The organism is Parasphingorhabdus sp. (genome assembly GCF_036568145.1).
Lineage (GTDB): Bacteria > Pseudomonadota > Alphaproteobacteria > Sphingomonadales > Sphingomonadaceae > Parasphingorhabdus.
This window is the reverse complement of sequence record NZ_DATCTC010000015.1, coordinates 58,627-78,821: the sequence shown is the minus strand read 5'-3', so window position 1 is coordinate 78,821 and position 20,195 is coordinate 58,627. Positions and strand designations below refer to the sequence as shown.

Sequence of the window (20,195 nt, the reverse complement as noted above, 5' to 3'; positions counted from 1 at the left end):
ATATCCCGAAACAGAAACGCCCTTCGACACGCCAAGGGCTAACGGAACTTAAAATGACCTCAACCCCTTCTTCCGCACAATTTGTCAATATCGGCGAGCGTACCAATGTGACCGGTTCCGCGCGTTTCAAAAAGCTTATCCTCAACGGCGACTATTCGGCAGCAGTGGAAGTGGCGCGGCAACAGGTCGAAAACGGCGCGCAGATTATTGATGTGAATATGGATGAAGGCTTGCTTGATTCCGAACATGCAATGACGACGTTCCTCAAACTGATTTCTGCCGAACCGGACATTGCCCGTGTACCGGTAATGATCGACAGTTCCAAATGGTCCGTCATCGAAGCGGGCCTGAAATGCGTGTCCGGAAAACCCATCGTCAATTCCATCTCGATGAAAGAGGGCGAAGAGGAATTTCTGAAATATGCCCGCAAATGCATGGCATATGGTGCAGCGGTCGTTGTCATGGCATTTGATGAAACCGGGCAGGCTGACACGAAAGAGCGTAAGGTCGAAATATGCACCCGCGCCTATAATCTGTTAACCGGCATCGGCTTTCCGCCCGAAGATATAATCTTTGATCCCAACGTGTTCGCGGTTGCCACCGGCATCGAAGAGCATCGCCGCTATGGTCTCGATTTTATAGAAGCCACGGCAGAAATTAAGGCAAATTGCCCGCACGTCCATATTTCGGGCGGGCTTTCCAACCTGTCGTTCAGTTTCCGCGGCAACGAACCAGTGCGCCGCGCGATGCATAGCGTGTTCCTGTATCACGCCATCCCCGTCGGAATGGATATGGCCATCGTCAACGCGGGTCAGCTGGACATTTATGATGATATTGATCCGGAACTGCGCGAACATTGCGAAGATGTGATTCTGGACCGCCGCGACGATGCGACCGACCGGCTGATCACTTTGGCAGAAAAGTTTCGCGGCACCGATGTAGCGGCGGAAAAAGCGGCTGCCGAATGGCGCGGTTATGATGTTAGCAAGCGGTTGGAGCACGCCCTTGTCAAAGGCATTGATGCCCATATCATCGAAGATACCGAGGAAGCGCGGCTTGCCATTTTCAACGCAGGCGGACGCCCTATCGAGGTTATCGAAGGCCCGTTAATGGGCGGGATGAATGTTGTCGGCGACCTGTTCGGGTCCGGCAAGATGTTCCTGCCGCAAGTGGTGAAATCTGCTCGCGTGATGAAAAAAGCCGTCGCCCATCTCTTCCCTTATATCGAGGCGGAAAAGGACGAGAAAGCGAAGGGCAAGGGCAAGATTATCATGGCGACCGTTAAGGGCGATGTGCACGATATTGGCAAGAATATCGTCGGGGTCGTCCTGCAATGTAACGGATTTGAAGTGATTGATCTGGGCGTCATGGTGCCCTGGCAGGATATATTGAAAGCCGCGGCTGACAATGATGCCGACATGATAGGATTGTCCGGCCTGATCACCCCGTCGCTGGATGAAATGGTCACTGTTGCCGAAGAAATGGAGCGTGCCAACATCACGATGCCGCTGCTGATTGGCGGGGCAACAACGTCCAAGGCGCATACCGCCCTGCGTATCGAACCTGCCTATTCCGGCCCGACAATTTATGTGCTTGATGCCAGCCGCGCCGTTGGTGTGGCATCTCAGTTGGTCAGCGATACCCAGGCGGAAGGCTTCATCGCAAAGACCCGTGAGGATTATGAACAGGTCCGTATCGCCCGCGCTGGCAAGACAGCGAAAAAACTGACCACGATAAAGGAAGCCCGTGCAAACGCCCCCGTGATCGACATGAGCCAAAAGCCCCCCGCACCCAAAAAGCCGGGGCTGCACGTCTATGACGACTGGGATTTGACGGATCTACGTGACTATATTGACTGGACACCGTTTTTTCGCGCGTGGGAACTGGCGGGCACATATCCCTCTATTCTGACCGACGATGTGGTCGGAGAAAGCGCCAGCGATCTGTTCAGGGACGCGCAGGCCATGCTGGACAAGATTATCGAAGAAAAATGGCTGACAGCCAAAGGCGTCGTAGCTTTGTGGCCCGCGCGTCGCGACAAGGACGACATTTTCTTTAAACCCCTTCCTTACAAGGGAGAGGCGGGAATGGGGCATAATTCAAATGACCCGGACTCCGACAGCCTATCGCTGGACGGCGTGAGCGAAATTTGTCTGCCCATGCTGCGTCAACAGGTGAGCAAGCGGGAAGGCAAAGCGCATAACTGCCTTGCCGATTATATTGATACGGCTGACGACTGGATTGGCGGCTTTGCGGTGACCACCGGCCACGGCATTGACGAGCATGTCGCCCGCTTCCATGCCGATAAAGACGATTATAACAGTATCTTGCTCAAGGCCCTTGCCGATCGGCTGGCCGAGGCTTTTGCCGAACGGATGCACAAGCATGTGCGCATGGATCTATGGGGCTATGCGCCGGATGAAAGCCTCGACAACAAGGCGCTCATCAAGGAAAAATATCAAGGCATCCGCCCTGCCCCCGGCTATCCGGCCTGCCCGGATCACAGCCTGAAACCGATATTATTCGATGCGCTGAATGCGACCAACCACACCGGTATTGAACTCACCAGCGGCTTTGCGATGACCCCGACATCCGCTGTATCCGGCTTTTACTTCGGCCATCCGCAGGCCGATTATTTCGGCGTGGCGCGTATCGGGGAAGATCAGGTCGAGGATTATGCTTCGCGGCGCGGCGTATCGCTGGACCAAGCACGGCAATGGTTGCGGCCCAACCTGAACGAATAGAAGTGCTTATCAGGATATGTAGGCTATCACCCTCTTTGGACAAATAAGCCGTTAGTCCTGAGCCTGTCGAAGGACGCTTCTAAATCACGCGTGACATCAAGGCCGTAAACACCCTTCGACAGGCTCAGGGCTAAAGAAGACAAAAGGCCCGTTATGTTCAATTTAAATCGACAACATATCCGCCAGACATCCGTTGACTAATCGCTCCAAAGGTGGCGCACAGTGGGACAAGGTGATGCTTGTCATTGTTTTGAACTTCGGGCGGCTTTATAGGACAACAAAGGCAAATACCGCCTGTCAGGAGCTTCTCAGGTGAAATTTTCGGTCCCGTCATTCATCATTCTCGCTTTCGCAATCACGGCCGCGCCTGGGGCCATGGCTCAAAACCGGGCTCAAAAGCCGGTCAAAAATAGCGCACCCTTCACGGTGGCGGAAAAGGGACAGGCTTTTCAAAAACTATCGGATGCCGTCAAAGCCATTGGCGCCAGGCGCGGTACGATCGTCATCGCCCCCGGCTCCTATCGCCAATGCGCGGTCCAGACCGAGGGGCAGATTACCTATCGTTCAGCCGTTCCCGGACAAGCGATCCTGGACGGCGGCATTTGCGAAGGAAAAGCGGCGCTGGTGCTGCGCGGCCAGTCTGCGGTGGTGGATGGGATCGTATTCCAAAACTTGCGCGTGCCCGATGGCAATGGCGCGGGTATCCGGCTAGAGCGAGGTGATCTCACGATCACCAACTCGCTGTTTCGTAACAATGAGCAAGGATTGCTCACGGCCAATGACCCAAAGGGCAACATCACTATCGAGCGTTCCACATTCCAGCGGCTGGGCCGCTGTGACCGGGGGTTATCCTGTGCCCACAGCATTTATGTCGGTGATTATGGTTCACTGAAAGTAACCCAGTCGCGCTTTGAAATGGGTTCCGGCGGGCATTATATCAAAAGCCGCGCTCCGCGCATCACCGTGACCAATAGCAGCTTTGACGATACGCATGGCCGCGCAACCAATTACATGATCGACCTGCCCGCCGGAGCATCCGGTGTGATTAGCGCCAATGTCTTTGTTCAGGGCCAGAACAAGGAAAATTATAGCGCCTTTATCGCTGTGGCTGCAGAGGGCAAGCGGCACAGCTCGGCTGACCTCAATATCCATTCCAATAACGCATCGCTGGCCAAGGGCGTGCAGCGCAAGACAATTTTCGTCGCCGACTGGAGCGGCGACCAGATGCGGATTGCGAATAACAGCCTGAGCCCCGAATTGAAGCGTTACGAACGACGGTAATTAGCTTAATTCTGGCAGCTATTACCCGCGCCGCCATCAATATCCAGACAGCGGCCATCTGTTTCATCAGCGGGAATATCCACACCCACAAACGCCGCTAATGTCGGCGCAATATCCACCGTCTTTACCGATGTAGGCTGCTCAAAATGGGTGATCCCCTTGTGCCAGAACAGCATCGGCACGCGGCGGTCATATTCCCACGGGCTACCATGGGTGGCAACATAGCCGAGCCCGCCATGGGTAATCGGCGTCACCGCTTTATTGAGCAAGACAATAAAATCGCCCGAACGGTCCGGATGGAAAGATGCCCGTGCGCGCTCGGCCAGTGTCCATTCCTCCACAGGCCCCTGCGGCATTGGCATTGCGGCGAGATCAGCACTGTCCAGAACGGAATGGACTTGGCGGTGGCTGGTGAGCAGCTTCATGGCTTCGGCCTTGACCTTGGCTTTCGTATCTTGGTCAAGGGACAGGCTGATATAATAGTCCCCTAATGGGCTGTCGGCGTGAAGCAATGGCTCATCCCCCGGTAGCGCCAGCGATTCGCGTATCTGCGCGCCGATATATTTGGCGTTCAAGTCCGGATCAATCCGCTCCGCTTGGGGAAGACCTTGCTCCTGTAAACGCTCCGGCAGATCGTGCCCGCCATGGTCGGAGGTCAGCATGGCGATATAGTCGATATTCTGCTCGTCCAGCGCGCTGAACAATATTCCCAGATTGCGGTCCAGCTCGCTCATCTGGATGCACATTTCAAGGCCGCCTGTACCAAAGGCATGGCCGATATAATCGGTTGCGGACAGGCTGAGCGATAGGACATCCGTCGCCTCGCCCTGCCCCAGCTTCATCGACTCGACAAGCGCCAGTGCGGCATTGACCGTTGCACCGTCAAAATCTGGAGTGGCGCGAAAAATGCTGCTGGCCCCTTCTGGTCGCTGAAACGCATAGTCGCCAACCGACTGGTCATCACTAACAGCTATATTGCGGTTTCGCGCCGCACATTGGGCCGGAATGGCATAGGGCGCGCGTGCCTTGTCAATATTGGCAGCGATATCGGTGTTCAGCGCACCGATGGCCGGGGCAATGGTCCGCCCTTTCAACGTAGTGAAGCCCTTTCCCTTCCACCAGTAAATCGCATCCACAACCTGACCGCCCATCATCAGCGCTCCGCGATCCTTGCCTGAAACAGCAACGTTGCGCGATTCAGGGGAAATTTTCTTTAACCGCTCACCCAGCGTCGGCACCAGCAAGTGCCATGCGGAGGCGACATAATCACCTTGCGTCGGGGCGGTAATGCTACCAAAGCTGGTGCCTTCGATCCGCTCGTCCTCCGCGCAATAAATGGTCTTGTCCTCACGTTTGACGTTGAGGTCGATCCAGTTATTGGCGATAATTCCGGCGCGGCCAGCATGGACGCCGGTCATAATGGTCGCATGGCCGGGGCAGGTTTCTGTCGCAGCATGGGATTGATAACCGGAGGGGAACACCGCTCCGCCAGACAGCCGCTTTAAACCGCCGGTAAAGCTGCTGCGATATTCGCTGAACAGATCGGCAGAAAACTGGTCAACCGAAATGGCCAGGACCAGTTTTGGTTTGAAGGGTTTCTTTTCGCCCTGATCTTCGGCATTGGCCGCGGCGGAGAGTGTAAGGCAGGCCATGAAAACTGTAACATATTTAATAGCGCGCACGAATAACCCCTCATGATAAGACGCTGTGGTAAGACAGCATTGGATAGACTATCAGCCTATAGAGAAAATGGTGAAATATTTATGACATCCACATTTTGTTCAAGGACTATCTGGTCCGGGCTCAAGGTTCGAACCATATTGCAAGCCATTCTTGCCGCGCTTGTTGTCGCCGCGCTAATCGGCATCAACCCGGTCGGAGAAGTGATCGGAAACCCTGCCGAAGCGCAGGTTACAACCGCCAAACGGGAACTGAATGTGCCCGCCACACTGGTTGCAGAAGCGCAGCAGGTGCACGCGGGGCAGGACATTACCCTTGCTTTTGTAATGACGCCAAAACCCACATGGCACGGCTATTGGGAAAATCCGGGCGATGCCGGCATGGGCATGAGTTTTGACTGGCAATTGCCGGATGGCGTAAGCGCCGGAGAAGCCAAATATCCTGTTCCTGATACGCTGCTAATTTCCGGAATCATGAACTATATTTACGAGGGCAATTACGCGGTCCTCGTCAATCTGACGCTCTCGGAAAACATAGCGCCGGGCCCGCTACCGATCACGGTAAAATCCCAATGGCTGGCCTGCACAAATGAAGTCTGCGTTCCGGAACAGGATACGCTCTCCATCACATTGGAAGTGGTGGATAAAGGCACTGCCGTTTCACGCAACAAGGAATTTGACGACCATCGCAAAGCCCTGCCCCAACCACTGGGCAGTGACGCAACCTTCATGGTCAGGGATGATCTGTTCCGTCTGTCCGTTCCCATTCCCGCAGCTCTTGATGTTGAAACCCCCTATTTCTTCATCATAGAAGACGGGATTCTGGACTATTCCGCACCCCAAAAGGTCAACCGTGACGGTGACAGGTTAATCATCGAAACGACAGCGCGCGGAGATATGCTCGAAACCATCTCCGGAGTTCTGAAAATCGGACCGGGCATTGGGCTCTCGCTTGATGCATCCAAGGGCGAAGTCGAGATGTCCGGCATCCCTCTCAGCACCGGGGGAGATGGCGGAAATTTTAATAATGGTGGCGACCAGTCTCACGCATCCCTGCTTTTCATAGCGCTTGGCGGGGCGATAGTTGGCGGGTTGCTGCTCAATCTGATGCCCTGCGTGTTCCCGATTCTTAGCCTGAAAGCGCTCAGCCTCGCCAAGGCTGGCGGCGATGAACATATCGTCCGCCGCGATGCGCTGGCCTATACTGCCGGTGTTGTTCTGGTCGCGGCGGCCTTAGGCGCATTACTGCTCGCGCTTCGTGCCAGCGGAGCGGCAGTCGGCTGGGCATTCCAGCTTCAGGATTCCCGGATCATCTTTGTGCTGCTCATCCTCGTCACCGCAATCGGTTTCAACCTTGCGGGTTTGTTCGAACTGCCCAATGTCAATTTTGGTAACAGGCTCACCCAGAAAGACGGGGCGAGCGGATCATTCTGGACTGGCGCGCTTGCTGCCTTTGTCGCAACGCCTTGCACTGGCCCTTTCATGGCGGCCGCTTTGGGGGCTACCATTGTGCTGCCGCCGGTTGCCGCGCTTGTCATTTTTGCCGGCCTGGGCCTTGGCCTTGCCTTGCCCTTTCTGCTGATCGCTTTCATCCCCGCTATCCGCAAACGCCTGCCAAAGCCGGGGCCATGGCTGGACAGTTTCCGCAAGGCTATGGCTATCCCCATGTTTCTAACCGCAATCGGCCTTATCTGGCTGCTTGGCCGTCAAATCGGTGAGGACGGGTTGGCACTGTCCCTTATCTTCCTTTTGCTCATTAGTTTGATTCTATGGTGGTTCGGGGGCGGTCAGGCAAAGGGACTGTCCCGCGGAACAATAACCACCGGCGCATTGGTCGCAGCGATTATCGGCGGAGTTTTATTGCTGCCCGGTCAACAGGCAACTAATAGCCAGCGCGCAGCAAACGCATCCTCCGCCACCCTGCCCAGCGAGCCGTTTAGCGAAGCGAGATTGTCCGAATTGCGTGCAGCCAACCAACCTGTCTTTGCCTATTTCACGGCTGACTGGTGCATTACCTGCAAGGCCAATGAAGCCGCCGCAGTGCAGCGACAGGAAACCGCTGATGCTTTCGCGGCCGCGAATGTCGCCGTACTGATGGGCGACTGGACACGTCCCGATCCGGAAATCAGCAATTTCCTTGAAAAACATGGCCGCGCCGGGGTCCCGCTTTATCTCTATTATGCACCGGGCAAGGAACCTGTTATATTGCCACAGATTCTGACCGTCAGCACGCTGACCGACCTAGTCGCATGACCGATTAAACGGATGCGTGCCAACACTGATTGAATGGAAAGGATATTCCCATGTTCTATAAACCGGCTATCACTTCCCTTGCTATTGTCGCTGCATTTGGCATGGCCATGCCGCTCGCTGCTGCTCAGAAAACCGGTGCCATCGCACAGGATTTCAAGCTAACCGATATGAATGGGAAAACGGTGCAGCTTTCCAGTTTCCGGGGAAAGCCCGTGGTTCTGGAATGGCACAATCCGGGATGTCCGTTTGTGGCCAAACATTATGATAGCGGCAATATGCAAAAAACCCAGGCCGCCGCGCGCGAACAAGGCGCGGTCTGGTTGACGATCAACAGCGGTGCAAAGGGGAAACAGGGCTATATGAATGGCCCGGATGCACAAAAGCTTTTCAAAGAAACGGGTATGAAATCCAACCACTATCTACTCGACATGAAAGGTGTGGTCGGAAAAGCCTATGCCGCAAAAACAACACCGCATATGTACATTATCGATGCTTCCGGAAAGCTGGTTTATCAGGGTGGTATTGATGACAAACCAACTGCGGACCAAGCCGATATCAAGGAAGCGCGTAATCATGTCAGCGCGGCATTGGCTGAACTGAAGGCCGGCAAAAGCGTTAGCGTTGCCCAATCGCGGCCCTATGGTTGTTCCGTCAAATATGAGAGCTAAGATCAGGGAGTAGACTCAATAGAATCAAATCTACTCCCTACCTTTGTTCCGGCGACATGCGACCCTAATGCCACCGCCGGGCAAACTATTTCCCCCATCAAGTAAACTTTTATATGCCATAAGCACCAGCCGACATTGCGGTGTGCCATGACCATAGCTTTCAACCATCATATGATGCGGATTGCGCAAACCGCGTCAAACCGTCGCTATGAATTTTTGTATAATGCCCCTTACCGTAACCGGAGATGAACTCTAGGGTAAACTATTGTAAATATAATTATCGCCTTGATATTTGATTATAATTTTTTCATTGAAATAGCGAAATCCCGCCAAATATCCCTAAATAACCCTGCGACCGGGTAAAATGGGCATTGAAAATACCGCATATTTGATTCGCGTGGATACCAACTATTGCCGCTAAGAATGATGGTTCAGAATTTCCTCTGCGTCCGGCCATAGCGCATCTTGCGTGTGCCCGGCCTCCCCTCGGTTGCACGTCCTTTTGGTTTAGCCAGTTGTAAGTCGGCAGGAAGGCCCAGCTCTTCGGCCTCAAGCTGACGGATCTCATCGCGCAGCCGTCCCGCTTCCTCAAATTCCAGATCAGCCGCAGCTTCGCGCATCCGCTTTTCAAGGCTTTCGATATGGCTGCGCAGGTTGTGGCCGACCAGATGCTGCGTATCGTCATCGATCGGCACGGTGACCTGATCCTGGTTCGATACATGGGCAATAATATCACCAATATTTTTCTTGATCGTTGTCGGCGTGATGCCGTGCAGCGCGTTATATTCCTCTTGCTTCTTTCGCCGCCGTTCGGTTTCACTCAGGGCGCGTTCCATCGAACCGGTGATCCGGTCTGCGTAAAGGATCACCCGCCCGTCCACGTTACGCGCCGCCCGACCAATCGTCTGAATCAAAGAGGTTTCGGACCGTAAAAAGCCTTCCTTGTCAGCATCCAGTATCGCGACCAGACCACATTCCGGTATATCAAGCCCTTCGCGAAGCAGGTTGATCCCGACCAACACATCATAAACACCCAGCCGCAGATCCCGGATCAACTCGATCCTTTCCAGCGTCTCGACATCGCTGTGCATATAGCGGACCTTTATTCCCGCCTCGTGCATAAATTCGGTCAGATCTTCAGCCATTCGTTTGGTCAGCGTCGTGACCAGCGTGCGATAGCCCTTCTGCGCGACTTTTTTGCACTCGTTAATAAGATCATCGACCTGATCCTCAACCGGCTTGATCTCGACCGGCGGGTCAATCAGCCCGGTAGGACGGATCACCTGTTCGGCGAACACACCGCCGGTCTGTTCCATCTCCCACTTGCCAGGCGTAGCCGATACACTAACCGTCTGGGGCCGCATGGCATCCCATTCGTTGAAGCGCAGCGGACGGTTATCGATACAGCTTGGCAGCCGGAAACCATATTCGGCCAGCGTAATCTTGCGCCGGTGGTCGCCCTTTGACATTGCGCCAATTTGCGGCACGGTCTGATGGCTTTCATCGACGAATAATAGGGCGTTATCGGGCAGATATTCAAACAAGGTCGGCGGCGGCTCTCCGGGTAAACGGCCGGTGAGAAAGCGCGAGTAATTTTCGATACCGGCGCAGCTTCCGGTCGCCGCAATCATTTCAAGGTCAAAATTCGTTCGCTGTTCCAACCGCTGATGCTCCAGCAGCTTGCCCTCCGCCTCCAGATCTTTGAGGCGTACAGCAAGTTCCAGCTTGATCGCTTCCATCGCCTGCTTCATCGTCGGACCGGGCGTCACATAGTGGGAATTGGCGAAAACCCGCACCCGATCAAGGCTCGCGCCCTTTTTGCCCGTTAACGGATCGAATTCGACAATATCCTCAATTTCGTCACCGAAAAAGGAAATCCGCCATGCCATATCTTCATAGTGAGAAGGAAAGATTTCCAGACTGTCACCACGCACCCGGAAATTGCCGCGAGCGAATGCCTGATCATTGCGCTTATATTGCAGGGAGACGAGTTTACGGATAATCTCCCGCTGATCCACCACCTGTTCTTTTTTAAGATCAAAGATCATCGCCGAATAGGTTTCGACCGAGCCAATACCGTAAAGACAGGACACGGAAGCAACTATAATCACGTCATCACGCTCCAACAGCGCTCTGGTCGCACTATGGCGCATCCGGTCAATCGCTTCGTTTACCGAGCTTTCCTTCTCGATATAGGTATCGGACCGGGCGACATAAGCTTCGGGCTGGTAATAATCGTAATAGCTGACGAAATATTCGACCGCATTATTGGGGAAAAAGCTTTTAAACTCGCCGTAGAGCTGCGCCGCAAGAATCTTGTTCGGTGCCAATATCAGGGCCGGACGCTGGGTCGCCTCGATAATCTTCGCCATCGTAAAGGTCTTGCCCGATCCGGTAACGCCCAATAGCACCTGATCGAGCTCGCCCGCCTGTATCCCCGAAACCAGTTCCTTTATCGCTTCGGGTTGATCGCCGGACGGTTCAAAATCGCTGACCAGCTCAAATGCTTTGCCACCTTCCGATTTTTCGGGACGAACAGGTTTGTGGGGAACGAAATTTTCATCGGTTTTCGGTTCCGCCAGACCTTCTCTGATAACCAGTTGCACCATGAAAGGAATATGGGGCTAAACAGGTCCGGTGTCATCCCCCAATCTTGGCCCCAATCTTGACATCAACCTTGACCCAATATTCGTGAACGAAGATATTACATCTTCATAAATTTACAAAACCGGACAATCGGGATATGGGAATAGCCGGGTCAATAACTAAACAAGGAAAAACCCCTGTGATCAAGATTGTTTTAGCCGTAGCCGCATCTGCATTGATGGTAGGCTGCTCCAGCAACACCGCAGATACCGACAATGATGGCAATATCAGCGCGGATGAAGTTGCAAAAGTGATGAACGAAGTCACTCTGGAGCCCGGTGAATGGGAGAATACTGTCGAAATCGTGGATATCAAAATCGAAGGTCTGCCCGAAGGCGCGCCTACGAATATCATGGATAGCATGAAGACAACGACCGTCAGTAAATCCTGCATTACAGAAGAACAGGCCAAAAACCCGGGCGCGGAATTTTTTGCCGCACAGGAAAAAACCGACTGCACAGTCAAGAAGTTTGACATGAGCGGCGGCGCGATCTCATCCGAAATGACTTGTGGCAATGTTGGTGCACCGGGTGAGATGACCATGGTAATGAACGGTCAATATGGTCCAAGCAGCTATGACATGACCATGCAAATGAACGGCGGTGCCGGCGGCATGGAAATGGACATTACGGCGAAAAGCAACGGCAAACGGATCGGGAAATGCCCAACAAGCTGAACCTCTGACACCTAAATTTATTAAAGACGGAGCAAAGCCCATGTGCTTTTGCTCCGTTTTTTATGCCTATTGTCCATCACGCCATTGCATCTATTGGTAGCAGTGATAGGTTTCACACCGAAACCATATCAGCAATACCAAGGGAGAGAGAGAAGCAGATGATCGCTTACACAATGCTGGGCACCAATGATAAAGACAAAGCTGTTGAATTTTACGACAGTCTTTTTGAAGGAACTGATATCAAAAAACTGTTCCAGACCCCTTTGGGTGGGCAGTTTTACGGTCGGGCGCCCGGGCAACCGATGATCTGTATCACCAATCCCTATGATGGCAATGAAGCCTGTTTTGGCAATGGCACAATGGTCGCACTGTCTTTTGACGACACCGATCAGGTGGATGCGCTTCACGCCAAGGCAATGGAACTGGGTGCTGTCGATGAAGGCGCACCTGACTGGCGCGCACCCGATATTTTTTACGGTGCCTATTTCCGCGATCTCGACGGCAATAAATTATGTGCCTGTAAATTTGCTATTGGCGGATAGGTCTTGCTTTAAAAAGCAGCGCTGAACAATTTAGACATTCGGAATCTGTCCGACACAAGGATTGGAAATTAGGGGAAAAATCGTGAAACATCATCTATTGGCTTTGGCCACATGCGGCCTGTTGGCTTCCATATCACCTGCTCTGGCACAATCAGGACCGACTACGGACCTTGGTAAAGCTGTTTCGTCAGATTATGATGAAAAGCTGGGTGCATTGTTCCTCGATTTTCACCGCAATCCGGAACTGTCTTACAAGGAAACCCGCACAGCTTCTATCATGGCCAAGGAATGGCGCGCGGCCGGGTGGGATGTTACCGAAAAAGTCGGCGGCACCGGGGTTGTTGCGGTCATGGAAAATGGCGACGGCCCGACTCTAATGCTGCGTGCGGATATGGACGGGCTGCCCCTCGTCGAAGATAGCGGCCTGGATTATATGTCCACGGCCAGACAGGTCAGCATAGATGGTCAGGAAAAACCGGTTATGCACGCCTGCGGCCATGATGTGCATATCACCTCCCTGATCGGAACGGCGCGCCGCCTGTCGGCAATGAAGGATCAGTGGCGCGGGACGGTTGTGCTGATCGCGCAGCCCGCCGAAGAACGCATTGGCGGCGCAAAGCTGATGATGGATGACGGGCTTTACAGCCGCTTCCCCAAACCAGATTTTGCCATGGCTTTCCATGTCTCGGCCGATACACCGACCGGCAAACTGGCGTTGAGAGAGGGGATCAGCTCTTCCTCATCTGACAGCGTGGACATCACCGTATACGGGGTTGGCGCGCATGGTGCATCGCCGCACCGCGGAAAGGATCCGGTTGTCATGGGCGCGCAGATCATCATGAATTTGCAAACTCTGGTCAGCCGCGAGATTGCGCCGCTTAATCCCGCCGTGGTGACGGTTGGATCTTTCCATAGCGGCTTCAAGCATAATATCATTTCCGACAAGGCGGAGATGCAGCTTACCGTCCGTTCCGATGATCAGGAAACCCGCGAAAAACTGCTCGAAGGCATCAAGCGTATTTCGGAAAATGTCGGCAGAATGAACGGCCTGCCCGACGACAAGCTGCCCAAGGTCACAATATCACAGGAACGGACACCGGCGACATATAATGATGCCGCCCTGACCCGCCGGATTAAAAACCTGTTTTCAGAGCGTTTCGGGGCCGATGTTTTTGACGATAAGCCACGCGAAGGCATGGGTGCAGAGGATTTCGCGTATTTTGTCGCACCCAATACCGATGTGCCTGGCGTCTATTTCTCAGTTGGGGGAACACCGCAATCGGCCTTTGACGCCGCAGAGGCAGGCGGCCCGCCCGTGCCATCCCACCATTCGCCATTTTTCAAAGTTTCGCCAAGGGAATCCGTGACTCTGGGCACAGAGGCTATGACCGCAGCCGCTTTGGACCTGCTCGCCCCCAAAACAGAATGACCCGCGATGGCTGACGGTCTTTCCAAAACTCAGCTTGCGGCGCTGAAGAATCTTTTGGTTAAGCGGCAGTCGGAGCTCAAAGCACTGGACGACGAAGGTGCAAACTGGCGCGGCACGGTGGAACTGGACCAGCAAAGTGTTGGCCGCCTGTCGCGCATGGATGCTTTGCAGCAACAGGAAATGGCACAGGCCGAAGCACGCCGCCGGACCAGCGATCTTGCGCGGATTGATATTGCGCTGAAACGGATCGCAGAGGATGAATATGGCTGGTGCGCCGAATGCGGCGAACCCATTGCCTATAAACGTCTGGAAATCGACCCGGCGGCGGCATTATGCGTTAACTGCGCGCGGTAGCAATAGCGTTTTCCGGCAGCGGTTTTGATACGGCGCGGGGCGAAGTTTACAAACTGCACAAACCTCTTTTGGTCAGTTGAAGGTGCCCGCTCTTGACGACGGTGTAGAACAATCTTGACATGCAACCATTTAGTTGCATATTAGTGTTCATAGCAGATATTTTCCATGCACTGGCGGATAAGACGCGGCGACAGATGCTTGACCGGCTATTTGCCAAAAATGGTCAAAGCCTGAACGAACTCTGTGAACAAATCTCCATGTCTCGCCAAGCCGTGGCCAAACATCTCGCGATATTGGAAAAGGCCAATCTGGTCACTGTTCACTGGCAGGGCCGGACTAAACTCCATTACCTTAATCCCGTGCCGCTGAGCGATATTGTCCACCGCTGGGTCGGCAAGTTTGAAGATGCACGCATCACAGCGCTCACAGATTTCAAAGACCAGATCGAGAATGACAGGAAACCGGAAGAGGAGAAACGCAGTGCCTAGCTCATCTGCAGCAACCCCAAGCGACATCACCGCCACTCGCGGATCAACCGGCGAACAATGTGCGCCCGATTTTGTCTATACAATCTTCATAGCAGCCAGCGTGGAAAAAGTCTGGAATGGCTTGATCGACCGCGACATGACCAAGGCTTATTGGGGCCATTATAATGAATCGGATTGGCAACCGGGATCGCGGTGGAACCATGTTCGCAGCGATGGAAGCGGAAAAACCGATGTCCGGGGGCATATTATTGAAATTGATCCGCCCCGCAAAATGGTCTGGAGCTGGGCCTTTGACAGTGAGGGGGACGATCCGGCCAAACTCTCGATTGTGACCTATGAGCTTGTTGCGCTTGGCCCGGATACGAAATTGACCGTTGTCCATAGCGAGCTTGAACCCGGTTCAGAGATGGATAAAGGCGTGCGCGATGGCTGGCCCGCAGTGCTTAGTAACCTTAAAAGCTTGCTGGAAACGGGCGAAACCCTTTCCGATCAGCTATGGGAATAATCCGCCAACGGCCAAATAGACTCAAAAATGCGCCGGACGGAATGTTTCGAGCTTTCTCTTTGAAATCCAAAGGCTACTATCCCGCAGATGGATGCCAACAACAATCTTCCGGTCGATATAAAGCCCCATGACGGCCAGTTTCGCGGCGGACGGCATTATTTTGCCTGCCGGGTCTATTATGAAGACACGGATTTTTCCGGGATTGTCTATCATGCCGCTTACCTGAAATTCATGGAGCGGGCACGTTCCGATATGCTTTATCAACTTGGCATGGACCAGCGCGCTGCGTTTGAGGCGGGCGACGGAGCCTATGCGGTGGCTGATTTACATATAAAATATATTGCACCGGCCAGGTTTCAGGATAATCTGCTCGTCATCAGCGGCGTGCACAAATTACGGAAAGCCAGCGTCGAAATAGAACAAACGATCATGCGCGGAGACGAAAGAATAGCGTCAGCCACTGTTCAGGCAGCCTTCCTTACGCCTGCCGGGCGGCCAAGACGGCAACCTGAACCATGGACGAAAGCATTTGCTGCGGTCATGGTAGATGCGATTGATACAAAACCCGACGAATAAGAGGATTATATTTTGCTAGACAGTCTCTCTATCCATGCAGCTTCCGGTGAATTTTCACCCTTTAACCTGTTTTTACAGGCGGATATCATCGTCAAAGCGGTCATGATCGGTCTGCTGCTTGCCAGCATCTGGACATGGACTATCATTGTCAGCTTCGGGATGAAAATAAGCCGTATCGGAAAGAAGACCGATCAATTTGAGCAGTCTTTTTCCAAAACCGACAATATTGACAAATTTTTCGACGATCATGGAAAATCCGGACTGCCAATAGCCAAGGTGCTGTTCGAGGGGATGCGCGAGTGGCGGCGATCCACTGCACGCGGCCCGATTGACCGCGAAGGCACACGCCAACGCCTTGCCACCGCTATGAATTCCTCGATCACCCATGAAGTGGACAAGCTGGCCGACCGTCTCAACTTCCTTGCCACCGTCGGCAGCGTTGCCCCTTTCGTCGGCCTGTTCGGGACAGTCTGGGGCATTATGCGCAGCTTTTCGGCCATTGCGGCAGAACAGAACAGTTCGCTCGCCGTGGTTGCGCCGGGCATTGCAGAGGCGCTGTTTGCGACCGCGATTGGCCTGTTTGCAGCGATTCCCGCCGTTATTGCCTATAACCGCTTTTCGCACCGCTTAAACAAGATGGAAGCCCGAATGGGCCGCTTTGCCGACGGATTTCACGCGACATTGAGCCGCGAACTGGAATTGGGAAAATAAGCGATGGCAATGAACCTAGCCCCCGGACATGGCCGCCGTAATCGGGGCCGTGCACCTATGTCAGAGATAAACGTCACCCCCTTTGTCGATGTTATGCTGGTGCTTTTAATCATCTTCATGGTCACCGCGCCTTTATTGGTCACCGGTGTACCCGTGGACCTGCCGGAAAGCCGCGCCAATGCGCTGGAACAGGATCAGGAACCAGTCCAGATCTCGATCGACCCACAAGGCAGGATTTACCTTGATGATGAAGAAATGGACCGGGATATTCTGGCCTCGCGCCTGAACGAAATCGCAGCCACCCAGAATCCGGATAACCCGCGGCAAATCATGCTTCGCGGTGACAAAACCCTTGATTACGGGTTTATTATGGCGGTTATGGGTGAACTCAACCGGGCCGGGCTGAACCGCGTATCATTAGTCACAACAGGTTCATCTGAGTCTAATTAGGAAATACAGGCTGTATGGAGAAGGCTGAAAAAATTGGCTTGGGTGTTGCTGCTGCCGGGCATGTTGCCCTGTTTGGCATATTGTCGCTCAACCTGCTGTTTCTGCCGGATAATATTTATAAGCCCAAGTCCATCGAAGTTACGATTGCGGATGAGGTCGGTCTGGAAAGCAGTGCGCCCAATCTTGCCCTTATGCCGCCAGCGACCAGCGTGGCCGAAGAGCTTGGCGATCCCGATCCGGCGGATCTGAGCCAGCCGGAACCCAGCGAACTTACCCCTGCCCCCACAATAGAGCCAACACGCCCGCAGCCCGCACCCGCCGCCGAACCAAAGCCTCAGCCTAAAGCCTCTCCGAAGGAAAAGCCCAAAGCGCAGGAGAAACCTGCGACCGAATCCAAGCCAAAACCAAAAGGGTCGCGGTTGGGCAAGGATTTCCTGAAAGGCATAACCGACCAGTCATCGCTGAGCCGTAATCAGGAAGCGACCGGAGAAAAAGCATCTGCCAGCGTCGTTGCGTCTTTGCAGCAGGAATTATACCGGCAGATCAAGCGCCACTGGAAGCCGCCTACCGGAGCCGATGCGGAGCTTTTGCGGACAAAAGTCACTGCCCGGCTTGACCGTAATGGCAATATTGTCGGAACACCCACCGCCACCACGACCGGAATCACCGCCAGCAACCGTTCCCAGGCTGACGTGCACAAGGAACGGGCGATTGCTGCCGTAAAACTGGCCGCACCTTATACGACATTCCCCGATAAATATTATAACGAGTGGAACATCATAGAACCTGTACTCTATCTGGGTATATAGGGTCAGGCTATATAGGAGAATATCATGGTTACAGCTCACCCCAAGCGCCTATCGTGGCTAGCCGCCTTCATCCTGTTCATCGGGCTGGCCGGGCTGGCGATGCCCGCTCATGCCCAGTTGACCGTCGATGTTGATAATGTCGGGGCTGACCAGCTAACCATTGCCGTGCCCGCCTTTGCGACACCGCAAAGCACCGACACACCGGCGGGAACTACCGCTGAACTGGGCAATAAAATCAGCGACGTGATTGTGGGCGACCTGCGTTCCAGTGGCCTGTTCAAACCGCTGACCCGCAATCAGGTTCGCGGAATCAGCTTTAGCGAAGTGACCACACCGCAATTTCCATATTGGCAGGGCACTCCCGCTTCTGCTCTCCTACAAGGATTCATCCGCGCGAATGCTGATGGCAAGCTGACCGTCGGCTGTTATCTTTATGATGTTGCGCTGCAAACCGAACTGACCCGTCAGGGCTTTGTCGTTGAACCCCGCGACTGGCGGCGCGCGGCCCATAAATGCGCCGATAGCGTTTATTCACGCCTGACCGGCGAATCACCCTTCTTCGATAGCCGCATCGCTTATATTGCCGAGACAGGTCCTAAAGGTAACCGGCGCAAACGGCTGGCTATCATGGATAGCGACGGAGCCAACCACCGATTCATCACCAATGGTCAGGCAACCGCGCTGACTCCGCGCTTTTCTCCCGATTATAAGAAGATCGTATATCTGAGCTTTCTGGACGGAAACCCCCGCATTTATGTCTATGAAATCGGCACAGGGCAGCAAAGGCTGATTACCCAAAGCTCTAACCCCACATTTGCGCCGCGCTGGTCGCCCGATGGCAAATGGCTGCTCTATTCGATGGCCATTGCCGGGAATACCGATATCTACAAAGTATCGTCCCAAGGCGGAACGCCGGTGCGGCTGACCTCTGCTCCCGGTATTGATATTGGCGGCAGTTTCTCCCCCGACGGTAGCCAGATCGTTTTTGAAAGCGACCGTTCGGGAAGCCAGCAGCTTTATGTGATGAGCGCCAATGGCGGTAATGAACGGCGAATCAGCTTTGGCGGCGGCCGCTATGCAACGCCGGAATGGAGTCCGCGCGGCGATTTGATCGCTTTTACCAAAATGGCCGGGAATTTCCGCATTGGCGTTATGACACCGGGCGGCGGCGGAGAGCGATTGCTCACCAATAACTGGCAGGACGAAGCCCCGACCTGGGCACCAAATGGCCGTGTTATCCAGTTTTTCCGGACAACCCGCGGAAGCGGTGAAACAGGCATCTGGCAGGTCGACCTGACCGGCCAGAACGAGCGCAAACTGCCCACTCCGGTAGATGGCTCTGACCCGGCATGGGGGCCTATTCTGCCTTAACAGTTTTTCAAAAGTAGAACTATTGTGAGACAAGTGACTGAAAAACGGCTATAAGTCCAATTTGGGCATGCTAAAAATAGGAGCAAGACTATGTTAAAATATGCGACCCCTCTGCTAATTACCACAGGACTAGTCCTCGCAGGTTGCGCTAAAAAGGCACCGGAGGAATTGCCGCCACCGCCAGCGGGCACGACCGAGCCAGCTCCGCCTGCATCATCCGGCCCCGGCTATGCACCCGGATCACATGGGGACTTTGTGGCCAATACAATGTCGGACCGTATTTTGTTCGAGCTTGATAGCTATACTGTTGATTCGCAGGACCAGGCGATATTGCAGAGCCAGGCCCAATGGCTTGCACAATATCCCAATGCACGGATCACGATTGAAGGCCATGCCGACGAACGCGGCACACGCGAATATAACCTCGCTCTTGGTGAGCGCAGGGCGAATGCCGCGAAAAACTATCTGGCGTCTTTGGGTGTTAGCCCGGACCGGATGACCACCGTAAGCTATGGCAAGGAACGCCCCGAGGCATTGGGCTCCAACGAAGCGGCATGGGCACAAAACCGCCGTGCTGTGACCATCGTCATTCAATAAGAAACGCGCTTCTTCCTCTCCAGGAGGGACAGAATAACAAAGGCCGCTATCCCGATCGGGTAGCGGCCTTTTCATGTCTTGAAACTGTTATATTTTGGCGGCTTATTTCTTGGTGCCGGTCATAGCCATTTCACCAAAAGCCCCGGCATTGACTGAACCGGTTAGTACACCGTCTTCTACAGTCGCCTTGCCTTCCAGCTTCATTGGCATCGGCACGGTCATGTTCATTTCCCATGTCAGCTCGTTGCCGTTAATCTTGCCGTTTTCCAGTTCCATGGAACCCATGGCGCCTTCGTTTGTGCCGGTGAACGTGTCGCCGTTGGTGACAATTGTCACCACGGAAGCCTGGTCGCCCATCGGGGATTTGGTGATGCAATCATAAGAACCGTCTATCGACATAATACTCTCCTTTAAAA

At 54.0% G+C, this 20,195-nt stretch carries 19 protein-coding genes; 16 read left to right on the top strand and 3 right to left on the bottom strand.

Translation table 11 applies throughout. The annotated features are described in order from the left end of the window. Window positions 1-53 precede the first annotated feature (53 nt). Together metH and VIN76_RS04035 are read left to right on the top strand one after the other, a co-directional pair. A complete protein-coding gene (metH, locus tag VIN76_RS04040; protein WP_414696273.1) occupies window positions 54-2,744 on the top strand; it encodes a methionine synthase in 2,691 nt (896 codons plus the stop codon). 312 nt (window positions 2,745-3,056) lie between these two features. Next, the gene (locus VIN76_RS04035; RefSeq protein ID WP_332040531.1) at window positions 3,057-4,025 is read left to right on the top strand and encodes a right-handed parallel beta-helix repeat-containing protein; all 969 of its coding nucleotides are present in this window, start codon (window positions 3,057-3,059) and stop codon (window positions 4,023-4,025) included. A gap of 5 nt (window positions 4,026-4,030) precedes the next feature. On the opposite strand, the gene VIN76_RS04030 is transcribed toward VIN76_RS04035, so the two are convergent. Further along, window positions 4,031-5,707, bottom strand: a complete 1,677-nt coding sequence (locus VIN76_RS04030) for an alkaline phosphatase family protein (RefSeq protein ID WP_332040530.1) — start codon at window positions 5,705-5,707, stop codon at window positions 4,031-4,033. A gap of 81 nt (window positions 5,708-5,788) precedes the next feature. Here VIN76_RS04030 and VIN76_RS04025 point away from each other — a divergent pair, with 81 nt between their 5' ends. Together VIN76_RS04025 and VIN76_RS04020 are read left to right on the top strand one after the other, a co-directional pair. Next, the gene (locus tag VIN76_RS04025; protein ID WP_332040529.1) at window positions 5,789-7,957 is read left to right on the top strand and encodes a protein-disulfide reductase DsbD family protein; all 2,169 of its coding nucleotides are present in this window, start codon (window positions 5,789-5,791) and stop codon (window positions 7,955-7,957) included. Between the two features lie 50 nt (window positions 7,958-8,007). Further along, window positions 8,008-8,625: a redoxin domain-containing protein gene (locus tag VIN76_RS04020; RefSeq protein WP_332040528.1), complete on the top strand. Its 618-nt coding sequence runs from the start codon at window positions 8,008-8,010 to the stop codon at window positions 8,623-8,625. Window positions 8,626-9,056: 431 nt separating this feature from the next. Here the strand turns inward: VIN76_RS04020 and uvrB are convergent, their stop codons facing one another. Then, on the bottom strand, window positions 9,057-11,234 hold the full coding sequence (gene uvrB / locus VIN76_RS04015; protein ID WP_414696272.1) for an excinuclease ABC subunit UvrB: 2,178 nt from the start codon (window positions 11,232-11,234) through the stop codon (window positions 9,057-9,059). A 176-nt stretch (window positions 11,235-11,410) separates the two neighbouring features. Here uvrB and VIN76_RS04010 point away from each other — a divergent pair, with 176 nt between their 5' ends. The 12 genes from VIN76_RS04010 (at window position 11,411) to pal (ending at window position 19,779) form a co-directional block, all read left to right on the top strand. Then, the gene (locus VIN76_RS04010) at window positions 11,411-11,947 is read left to right on the top strand and encodes a DUF3617 domain-containing protein (RefSeq protein ID WP_332040527.1); all 537 of its coding nucleotides are present in this window, start codon (window positions 11,411-11,413) and stop codon (window positions 11,945-11,947) included. Window positions 11,948-12,105: 158 nt separating this feature from the next. Beyond that, complete coding sequence (locus tag VIN76_RS04005; RefSeq protein ID WP_332040526.1) at window positions 12,106-12,489, top strand: VOC family protein; 384 nt, start codon at window positions 12,106-12,108, stop codon at window positions 12,487-12,489. A gap of 82 nt (window positions 12,490-12,571) precedes the next feature. After that, the gene (locus tag VIN76_RS04000; protein ID WP_332040525.1) at window positions 12,572-13,918 is read left to right on the top strand and encodes an amidohydrolase; all 1,347 of its coding nucleotides are present in this window, start codon (window positions 12,572-12,574) and stop codon (window positions 13,916-13,918) included. A 6-nt stretch (window positions 13,919-13,924) separates the two neighbouring features. Further along, entirely contained in the window at window positions 13,925-14,272 is a 348-nt protein-coding gene (locus VIN76_RS03995) for a TraR/DksA family transcriptional regulator (protein WP_332040524.1), read from the top strand. 119 nt (window positions 14,273-14,391) lie between these two features. Further along, the gene (locus tag VIN76_RS03990; RefSeq protein ID WP_332040523.1) at window positions 14,392-14,760 is read left to right on the top strand and encodes a metalloregulator ArsR/SmtB family transcription factor; all 369 of its coding nucleotides are present in this window, start codon (window positions 14,392-14,394) and stop codon (window positions 14,758-14,760) included. Then, window positions 14,753-15,265 carry an SRPBCC family protein gene (locus tag VIN76_RS03985; protein ID WP_332040522.1) on the top strand — a complete coding sequence of 171 codons (513 nt, stop codon included), beginning with the start codon at window positions 14,753-14,755 and terminating at the stop codon, window positions 15,263-15,265. The genes VIN76_RS03990 and VIN76_RS03985 overlap by 8 nt, the downstream gene beginning before the upstream one ends. 87 nt (window positions 15,266-15,352) lie before the next feature. Further along, on the top strand, window positions 15,353-15,841 hold the full coding sequence (locus VIN76_RS03980; protein WP_332040521.1) for a YbgC/FadM family acyl-CoA thioesterase: 489 nt from the start codon (window positions 15,353-15,355) through the stop codon (window positions 15,839-15,841). A 12-nt stretch (window positions 15,842-15,853) separates the two neighbouring features. Further along, complete coding sequence (gene tolQ / locus VIN76_RS03975) at window positions 15,854-16,552, top strand: protein TolQ (RefSeq protein ID WP_332040520.1); 699 nt, start codon at window positions 15,854-15,856, stop codon at window positions 16,550-16,552. Between the two features lie 3 nt (window positions 16,553-16,555). Continuing rightward, window positions 16,556-17,002: a protein TolR gene (gene tolR / locus VIN76_RS03970; protein WP_332040519.1), complete on the top strand. Its 447-nt coding sequence runs from the start codon at window positions 16,556-16,558 to the stop codon at window positions 17,000-17,002. A gap of 14 nt (window positions 17,003-17,016) precedes the next feature. After that, on the top strand, window positions 17,017-17,811 hold the full coding sequence (locus VIN76_RS03965) for a cell envelope biogenesis protein TolA (protein ID WP_332040518.1): 795 nt from the start codon (window positions 17,017-17,019) through the stop codon (window positions 17,809-17,811). A gap of 24 nt (window positions 17,812-17,835) precedes the next feature. Then, on the top strand, window positions 17,836-19,182 hold the full coding sequence (tolB, locus tag VIN76_RS03960) for a Tol-Pal system beta propeller repeat protein TolB (RefSeq protein WP_332040517.1): 1,347 nt from the start codon (window positions 17,836-17,838) through the stop codon (window positions 19,180-19,182). 90 nt (window positions 19,183-19,272) lie between these two features. Continuing rightward, the gene (gene pal / locus VIN76_RS03955; RefSeq protein WP_332040516.1) at window positions 19,273-19,779 is read left to right on the top strand and encodes a peptidoglycan-associated lipoprotein Pal; all 507 of its coding nucleotides are present in this window, start codon (window positions 19,273-19,275) and stop codon (window positions 19,777-19,779) included. A 102-nt stretch (window positions 19,780-19,881) separates the two neighbouring features. On the opposite strand, the gene VIN76_RS03950 is transcribed toward pal, so the two are convergent. Further along, window positions 19,882-20,178 (bottom strand): hypothetical protein, encoded by a 297-nt coding sequence (locus tag VIN76_RS03950; RefSeq protein ID WP_332040515.1) that lies wholly within the window; start codon window positions 20,176-20,178, stop codon window positions 19,882-19,884. Between the last annotated feature and the right edge of the window lie 17 nt (window positions 20,179-20,195).

Coding starts and splice junctions, on each gene's coding strand:
- VIN76_RS03995 (WP_332040524.1), top strand. CDS start 13,925: ATGGCTGACGGTCTTTCCAAAACTCAGCTTGCGGCGCTGAAGAATCTT.
- VIN76_RS03965 (WP_332040518.1), top strand. CDS start 17,017: ATGGAGAAGGCTGAAAAAATTGGCTTGGGTGTTGCTGCTGCCGGGCAT.
- VIN76_RS03980 (WP_332040521.1), top strand. CDS start 15,353: ATGGATGCCAACAACAATCTTCCGGTCGATATAAAGCCCCATGACGGC.
- tolB (WP_332040517.1), top strand. CDS start 17,836: ATGGTTACAGCTCACCCCAAGCGCCTATCGTGGCTAGCCGCCTTCATC.
- VIN76_RS04025 (WP_332040529.1), top strand. CDS start 5,789: ATGACATCCACATTTTGTTCAAGGACTATCTGGTCCGGGCTCAAGGTT.
- VIN76_RS03950 (WP_332040515.1), bottom strand. CDS start 20,178: ATGTCGATAGACGGTTCTTATGATTGCATCACCAAATCCCCGATGGGC.
- VIN76_RS04020 (WP_332040528.1), top strand. CDS start 8,008: ATGTTCTATAAACCGGCTATCACTTCCCTTGCTATTGTCGCTGCATTT.
- pal (WP_332040516.1), top strand. CDS start 19,273: ATGTTAAAATATGCGACCCCTCTGCTAATTACCACAGGACTAGTCCTC.
- uvrB (WP_414696272.1), bottom strand. CDS start 11,234: ATGGTGCAACTGGTTATCAGAGAAGGTCTGGCGGAACCGAAAACCGAT.
- VIN76_RS03990 (WP_332040523.1), top strand. CDS start 14,392: ATGCAACCATTTAGTTGCATATTAGTGTTCATAGCAGATATTTTCCAT.
- VIN76_RS04005 (WP_332040526.1), top strand. CDS start 12,106: ATGATCGCTTACACAATGCTGGGCACCAATGATAAAGACAAAGCTGTT.
- metH (WP_414696273.1), top strand. CDS start 54: ATGACCTCAACCCCTTCTTCCGCACAATTTGTCAATATCGGCGAGCGT.
- tolR (WP_332040519.1), top strand. CDS start 16,556: ATGGCAATGAACCTAGCCCCCGGACATGGCCGCCGTAATCGGGGCCGT.